Source organism: Lentibacillus kimchii (assembly GCF_042666895.1).
Classification (GTDB): domain Bacteria; phylum Bacillota; class Bacilli; order Bacillales; family Amphibacillaceae; genus Lentibacillus; species Lentibacillus kimchii.
On the sequence record NZ_JBHTGR010000035.1, the window covers coordinates 1 to 6,434 of the forward strand.

7 protein-coding genes are annotated in these 6,434 nt (G+C 40.3%); all 7 read left to right on the forward strand.

What is annotated here, in order from left to right; all coding sequences use genetic code 11:
- The first annotated feature begins 556 nt into the window (after positions 1-556).
- Positions 557-757: a putative motility protein gene (locus tag ACFQU8_RS09735; RefSeq protein ID WP_382359259.1), complete on the forward strand. Its 201-nt coding sequence runs from the start codon at positions 557-559 to the stop codon at positions 755-757.
- 540 nt (positions 758-1,297) lie between these two features.
- The gene (locus ACFQU8_RS09740; RefSeq protein ID WP_382359262.1) at positions 1,298-1,639 is read left to right on the forward strand and encodes a helix-turn-helix domain-containing protein; all 342 of its coding nucleotides are present in this window, start codon (positions 1,298-1,300) and stop codon (positions 1,637-1,639) included.
- A 4-nt stretch (positions 1,640-1,643) separates the two neighbouring features.
- Positions 1,644-2,600, forward strand: coding sequence for an ImmA/IrrE family metallo-endopeptidase (locus ACFQU8_RS09745; protein WP_382359265.1), 957 nt, complete (start codon positions 1,644-1,646; stop codon positions 2,598-2,600).
- A 6-nt stretch (positions 2,601-2,606) separates the two neighbouring features.
- Positions 2,607-3,236: a hypothetical protein gene (locus ACFQU8_RS09750; protein ID WP_382359267.1), complete on the forward strand. Its 630-nt coding sequence runs from the start codon at positions 2,607-2,609 to the stop codon at positions 3,234-3,236.
- Positions 3,237-3,538: 302 nt separating this feature from the next.
- Complete coding sequence (locus ACFQU8_RS09755) at positions 3,539-4,144, forward strand: PepSY domain-containing protein (protein ID WP_382359270.1); 606 nt, start codon at positions 3,539-3,541, stop codon at positions 4,142-4,144.
- 114 nt (positions 4,145-4,258) lie between these two features.
- Entirely contained in the window at positions 4,259-4,930 is a 672-nt protein-coding gene (locus ACFQU8_RS09760; RefSeq protein ID WP_382359273.1) for a response regulator transcription factor, read from the forward strand.
- A gap of 29 nt (positions 4,931-4,959) precedes the next feature.
- Entirely contained in the window at positions 4,960-6,321 is a 1,362-nt protein-coding gene (locus ACFQU8_RS09765; RefSeq protein ID WP_382359276.1) for a HAMP domain-containing sensor histidine kinase, read from the forward strand.
- The last annotated feature ends 113 nt before the right edge of the window (positions 6,322-6,434 follow it).

Below are 6,434 nucleotides of genomic sequence, written 5' to 3' on the forward strand. Positions count from 1 at the left end.
TTAAAGCAGCAGCAGGCTGCTTAGAGGAATTTTAAAAAAATACACATTAGAAATTCTGCAGGTCTTTGCGTTTTTAATAAGAGCAATTATGAAATTGATTCAAGTATAAAAATTTTTAATAGAATGGAATAAGATAATTAAGAAGCTAAAAAATCCTTAATCTCTTTAGAACGGAAATCCGGGTCATTATCGAGAATGAGATACTTGGGAGCCAGTCATACGATTGTATCTTCGATGACGCTGACTCCACCGATGAGTTTTAGAAAGTGTTCATTTTTATCGAGCAAAAACTGTCCATTTTAGTTTAGCAGTCACAAATGCCCAAACAGCTTTTTACTTACTCATTTCTAAAGGCTGCAAGTTATTTTATTCAATTTCGTGAAATTTAATCGTTGTTTTAAAATATAAGAGGGTATAGATCAGAGATGGATGAGATGAATTTTAAGTTTAACTTATTTCGTCCTTCATCTGTGATATAATGGAAATTAGTAGATTAAAATTAAAATAAGATATATGATTGAAACCCAGTTGTCCGTTAGAGAAAGGTGGTGTTCTGATGGATATTGCATCAATGTCAACGGCGTTGAGTCAAAGCCAAGTGCAGCAACAGGCTTCTATTTCAGTTACGAAGATGGCAATGGGAAATGCCGAGCGACAGGGAGAAGCTGTTCAAAAGTTGATGAGTACAAATAATATGGCTGCCATCGAACGTGCAGCTCAACCACATTTAGGAGGAAACATTGACATGAAAGGTTAAATGAATATCGGGGACAATCCCCCCCCTGCTTGATGGGGCATGACGTGTTAACTGGGGAGACAAATATATATTATAATCCCGAATCATGATTTTTTAGAAGGCCTTACTGTCCAGCGCGGATGGTAGGGTCTATTTTTATTTGGAGGGATTATACAAGGAGAAGGATGGCCAGGGAGATGTAACATCACAGATCTAGGAGGAAAAGAAGAATCAGGCCGCAAAGCGCGGGGAGATATCGGGGACAGTCCCCAACCGCCTTTGAAAACAGTCTTACGTGCAGACCTCTGCCCGCCAACCATCCGGCGCCCATAGTCCGGAAATGCGTATCAGGTTATTGCGTTGCCCGCCACAACAATGCATTTATATAAGGCGGGTTTTTCTGTTGCCTGCCAACTGCAAGGCGCCCGAAGTCCGGGAATGAGTCTTGCTAACCGAACGGTCCATTTTTATATAATTGTTGTTAAAATGAATAACATTTTCCCTTTTAATTCATACTATGTGTTAGTATAATTAACTCAGGAGCAAAGGGAGGAATCACACATGGCAACATTGCATTTTAACCGCGAGTTATTTGCTGAAAAACTCAAAGCGTATCGAGATGATAAGTCGCAGACTGATATTGCGTCTGAATTGAATGTAGGACGCTCGACGATTTCTTTATTGGAAAATGGGAAGCAAGACCCAACGTTAGAAACGTTAAACCAGGTTTGCCAAAAGATAAACCAGGACTTAAATACCTTCTTTAAGGAAGAACAGGAAGACCCAGTATTGTTGCTAATGGGCCAACTTAAATCTTCTGATAAAGACAATCTGGTCGAAGTTATGGAGCGTATTAAAATTAGAGAGCATTATATTGCGATAGACCGCAGAGGAGGTCACTAAATTAATGATGGAAGCGCACGATTTGAATAATTTACTGGATGCGTATTCACAATCCCGTTATGATTTTGACCCGAAAAAATTAACTAAAACTGAAATAAATTCAATAAAAAAACTGGCACGCGAAAAACGAGCAGACTATGGCATAGCTCCGATTGGAACCAATATATTTGATTATATTAACCTACAGGAGAAGAATATTTATTTTGAAAAGCAGTCCTTTCATAATCCGGATTTGGACGGCATGATAATAGTGCTCCCCAAATCAAGGGACATTGCATTTATTATTTTAAATTCCAGCCAACCCCTATTGAATCAAATATTTGCTACAGCCCACGAATATTACCATTATCTTGTCGATTTGGAAGGGCTCAAGAAGACACCTCATGTTTGTTCTTTATCCCAACTAAATGAAAAATCAGAACAGAAGGCATCTCGTTTTGCAGCAGAATTTTTATTACCCGATGAGGCGCTTAATGTTATGGTTGATGATTGGCTGTCCCGTATTAATAAAAATCGGATTAGTGATACCAATATAACTGATTTAACATTATTATCTCACCGACTGACAATTAAATACGGTTTACCATTAAAAGCTGTTCTGTATCGTCTTTTTGAGGAAGAGCATATTACCGAAGATAAATTTCAGCTGCTCATATCCAATTATGATTTTATAAAAGGTGCGTTTAAAGAATCCCAACGGGTTTATAAACGTGAAGTTAATCAGCTGATAGCAAATGAGAATCCGTATATCGATGAAATTATGTACGAAAAGATGCCTAAAGCATTTGACCAGGGCTATGTTTCATTAGATAAACTAAAATGGGATGCCGACCAACTTTCGCTGGATAAAGAACGTTTAGATGTAGACACTGACATAACTGAGGATAGTGATGACGAGGATGATGAATATTTAATGGACTTAAAAAAATATTTAAATTCCCAGTTAGAGGATGACAGTTAAAGTCATATGGTAATTAACCAACTGAAAAATCAGCCTATTCTCTTTGATGCAAGCGTGTTACTAGTCGGTGTCGATAAACAAGATGAAACGTATAACTTTGAAAATATGAAATCACTATATATCCATGCCATATTGAATCATTTTGAGAACATTTTAATTCACGAAACTGTTATGGACGAACTCGATGAGCAAAGAAGAAAGTATGTTGAACAACATAAAGGGCATTCCATTACCATCGTATCAGAAGGAGAATTATATGGACGGGATGCGCAGTATACTACCCTGTTTAATACCATAGCCAATTTTGACTTATTTAAATATGTACGCTTAGACAAAAGAGATAAAGGTGATGTCTTTTCTTTGGCGTACGCAGCTTATTACAATATACCTTTTATATCAGCGCGTGATGGGTCAATTATTAAAGCTGTCAAAGAATTAATTGAATTAGAACATGTTGATGTTTGTGGATTTGAACATCTTTTGTTACTGGGTTTCCTTAAGAATCATGAACAAGGTGACAAACCGGATAAACGATACAAATCGATTTATAAAACCTATTGTACACCTGCTATCAAAGCAGGCGAAATACCACCTACGTTTAATCAATTTGTTCAAAGTCAATTCAATCAAATATGATACTATAAAATGATTGAAACTCAGAACAAAGAAATCATATGAAGGTAATTGGCAAAGTGGCATCCGAGAGTGATGAAAAGCTGCTAGCGAAGAAACAGTTAAATGCGGAGGTCAAACAGACATTCAATTGTTAATCGAAAAAGGACCTGAGAGGGTCTTTTCTTTTTTGTTGGGCAAATCAAATATAGGTGCCAGGTACATAAACAATTCGCACATTAAAATTTTTTTAGATTCAGTTCACTCTTCTTTCATGTGGCCCGTTTATGATGAGCATGTATCATCAAAAACGAGGAGGCTTACCAATGAAAAAAGGAATTTTAACAACAGGCATCGCAGCGACACTAATTGGAGGCAGTATTGCAGGGACGTCTGCATTTGCTTCATCTGGCAGTCAGGATGATGCTAAGGAGGCAGCCATTACAGAAGAAGAAGCGATCAACACCGCTCTGGAAGAAGTGCCGGGTAAAGCCATTGAAACAGATCTGGACGATGAAGACGGTGAAACGGTTTATGAAGTCGATGTCAAAGGCGAAGATGGCAAGATGTGGGACCTTGACATCAATGCCCAAAACGGTGACGTGCTGCAAAAGCATGCAGATGACGACGAAGGTCGCGACGAGGACGAGGACGATGGAGACGACGAGCTCTCTGATAAGGAAGAACAAAAACAGCTGAAAAAAGAAGCGGCTATAACGGCAGAAAAGAGTCAGTCCATTGCCTTAAAAGAAGTCAAAGGTGACGTCATTGATAATGAACTGGATAAAGAAGACGGGACGGTTGTGTATTCCCTGGAGATTAGAGATGATCAGGGCACTGAACATGACGTCGACGTCGATGCCAAAACAGGTGACGTTTTAAAAATGGAGAAAGATGATGACAGCGATGACGACGAAGAAGATGATGACTAACCATCTCGAATGATTTGTTCAATGGGTCCTGCGCATATGGCATGCAGGGCCCATTTATGTGAAGAAAGTATTTTTTTACTTTATAATGGCATTAAACGGACCGGGAGGCTTTCCATGAATATTCTGGTTATTGAGGATGAAGAAGCTTTATCCGAATTCATTGTACTGGAACTGCAATATGAAGGGTATGAGGTTTTGGCTGCTTTTGACGGCAGGAAAGGGCTTGAGCTGGCAGTGGCGGATGACTGGGATGTGATCCTTCTTGATTTGATGCTGCCAAACCTGAATGGCATGGAAGTTTGCCGGCGGTTAAAAAAAGAAAAAGACATTCCCATCATCATGATTACGGCAAAAGATAGTGTCATGGACCGAGTGCAGGGTCTTGATAATGGTGCTGATGATTATATCACAAAGCCTTTTGCGATCGAGGAATTGCTGGCAAGGATCAGAGTCATTGTCAGACGTGAAGAAAAAAACCTCGCATCATCCAGCCGGCTCACCTTTAAAGATCTGGCACTGGATGTGGAAACGCGATTATTGACAAAAGGCGATCAGATCATTGAGCTGACGACAACAGAATATGAACTCTTATATATGTTCATGAAAAACATCGACCGTGTATTGACAAGAGAGGTTCTGCTTGAAAATATCTGGGGATACGAAGCAGAAGCTGAAACAAATGTTGTGGATGTCTATGTCAGACATCTCCGAATTAAATTGGACGCCTCCGACAAAGACAGTTATATTCAAACGCTGCGTGGAGCAGGGTATGTGATGCGCAAATGAAACATATCAGAAACATTTTCCGGGGAAGCATGCGTATCAAGTGGAAATTGACATTATGGGCGACGTTTTTAATATTATTTTTATTTTTAGCTTACAGTCTGTCACAATATGTCGTCATTCAAAACTGGGCAGCGAATCAAGAAACGAAAACCGTTCAAAAAACAATGAAAGAAGTAACCGCCTATATTGACGAAATGCCTTCTGAACAAGCGATCTCTGAGAGTGCAAGTTATCTGGAGGTCCTTAACGAAGACGATCAGACGATACGGCTTATCAATGACAATGATAAAACGGTCGTGACAATTGCCGATGATGCTGATGAATTACGCCCTCCCAAACATGTGACAGAGAAAAACCTGGTGAAAGCAAACCAGGAGGATGACCCATTACTCATTTACAAGACACCTGTTGAAACCGGCGAATTCAGCGGGACTGTTGAAATAACAAGGGATATAGAAGACTATGAGAGTCTCTTCGAACAAATCGGCATGGTGGTGATAATAGCCGGACTTGCAGCGGTTGTGTTGAGTTTTATCGGCGGCAGGTTCATCTCGTCGCAACTCCTCAAACCCATTAATTCGATGATCAGCACGATGAAAAAAGTGAAGGAAAACGGACTGAAGGAAAGAATGCCGATCAAACAAAAGCAGGACGAAATGGCTGAGCTGGGTATGATGTTCAATGAGCTAATGGATAATCTGGAAACATCTTTTCAGCAGCAGCAGCAATTTGTTGAAGATGCCTCTCATGAGCTGAAGACACCACTGACCATTATCCATGGGCATCTGTCCTTGATTCAGCGCTGGGGGAAGGACAATCCTGAAGTTTTGGAAAGATCGATTCAACTTAGCGTGAATGAAACCGACCGGCTCACCCATCTCGTTTCAGAATTATTGACCCTGACAAAAGGACAGAACGATTCGTCAGACGTCAGCCATATGGAAAGCAGCCAGGTAAAGCAGAAGCTGGAGATGTTAATCGAGAATTATCAATTGATTCACAGAGAATTTGAGATCAGACCCCATCTGGATTTTGATACCGGCGTTACCCTGAAAATGAGCCAAAACCATTTTGAACGGATGATGATCATCCTATTGGATAACGCTATCACCTATTCAGAAGATGACAAGGTGATTGACGTCAGAGCAAGACAGACAGCGGAGCAATTAACCATTGACGTGACGGATTTTGGGACGGGCATCCCTGAAGCAGAAATACCATTTGTATTCCGCCGCTTTTACCGAGTGGATAAATCCAGAAGCAGAAAACATGGCGGGAACGGTTTGGGACTAGCGATCGTGATGGACCTGGTGGCTATGTATAACGGAACGATAGACATCGACAGCAGGTACGGCGAATGGACAACAGTGACTGTTACTTTTCCTGGGTAAGGTGGCTAAGTGCCTGTGGTCAATACCCCATTTTTCGGACAAGAAAATATTCGACACATTGATCATAAATGATCATGTTTATTCGATTGTTTGCTTGTGATTCAGGCTGCCAT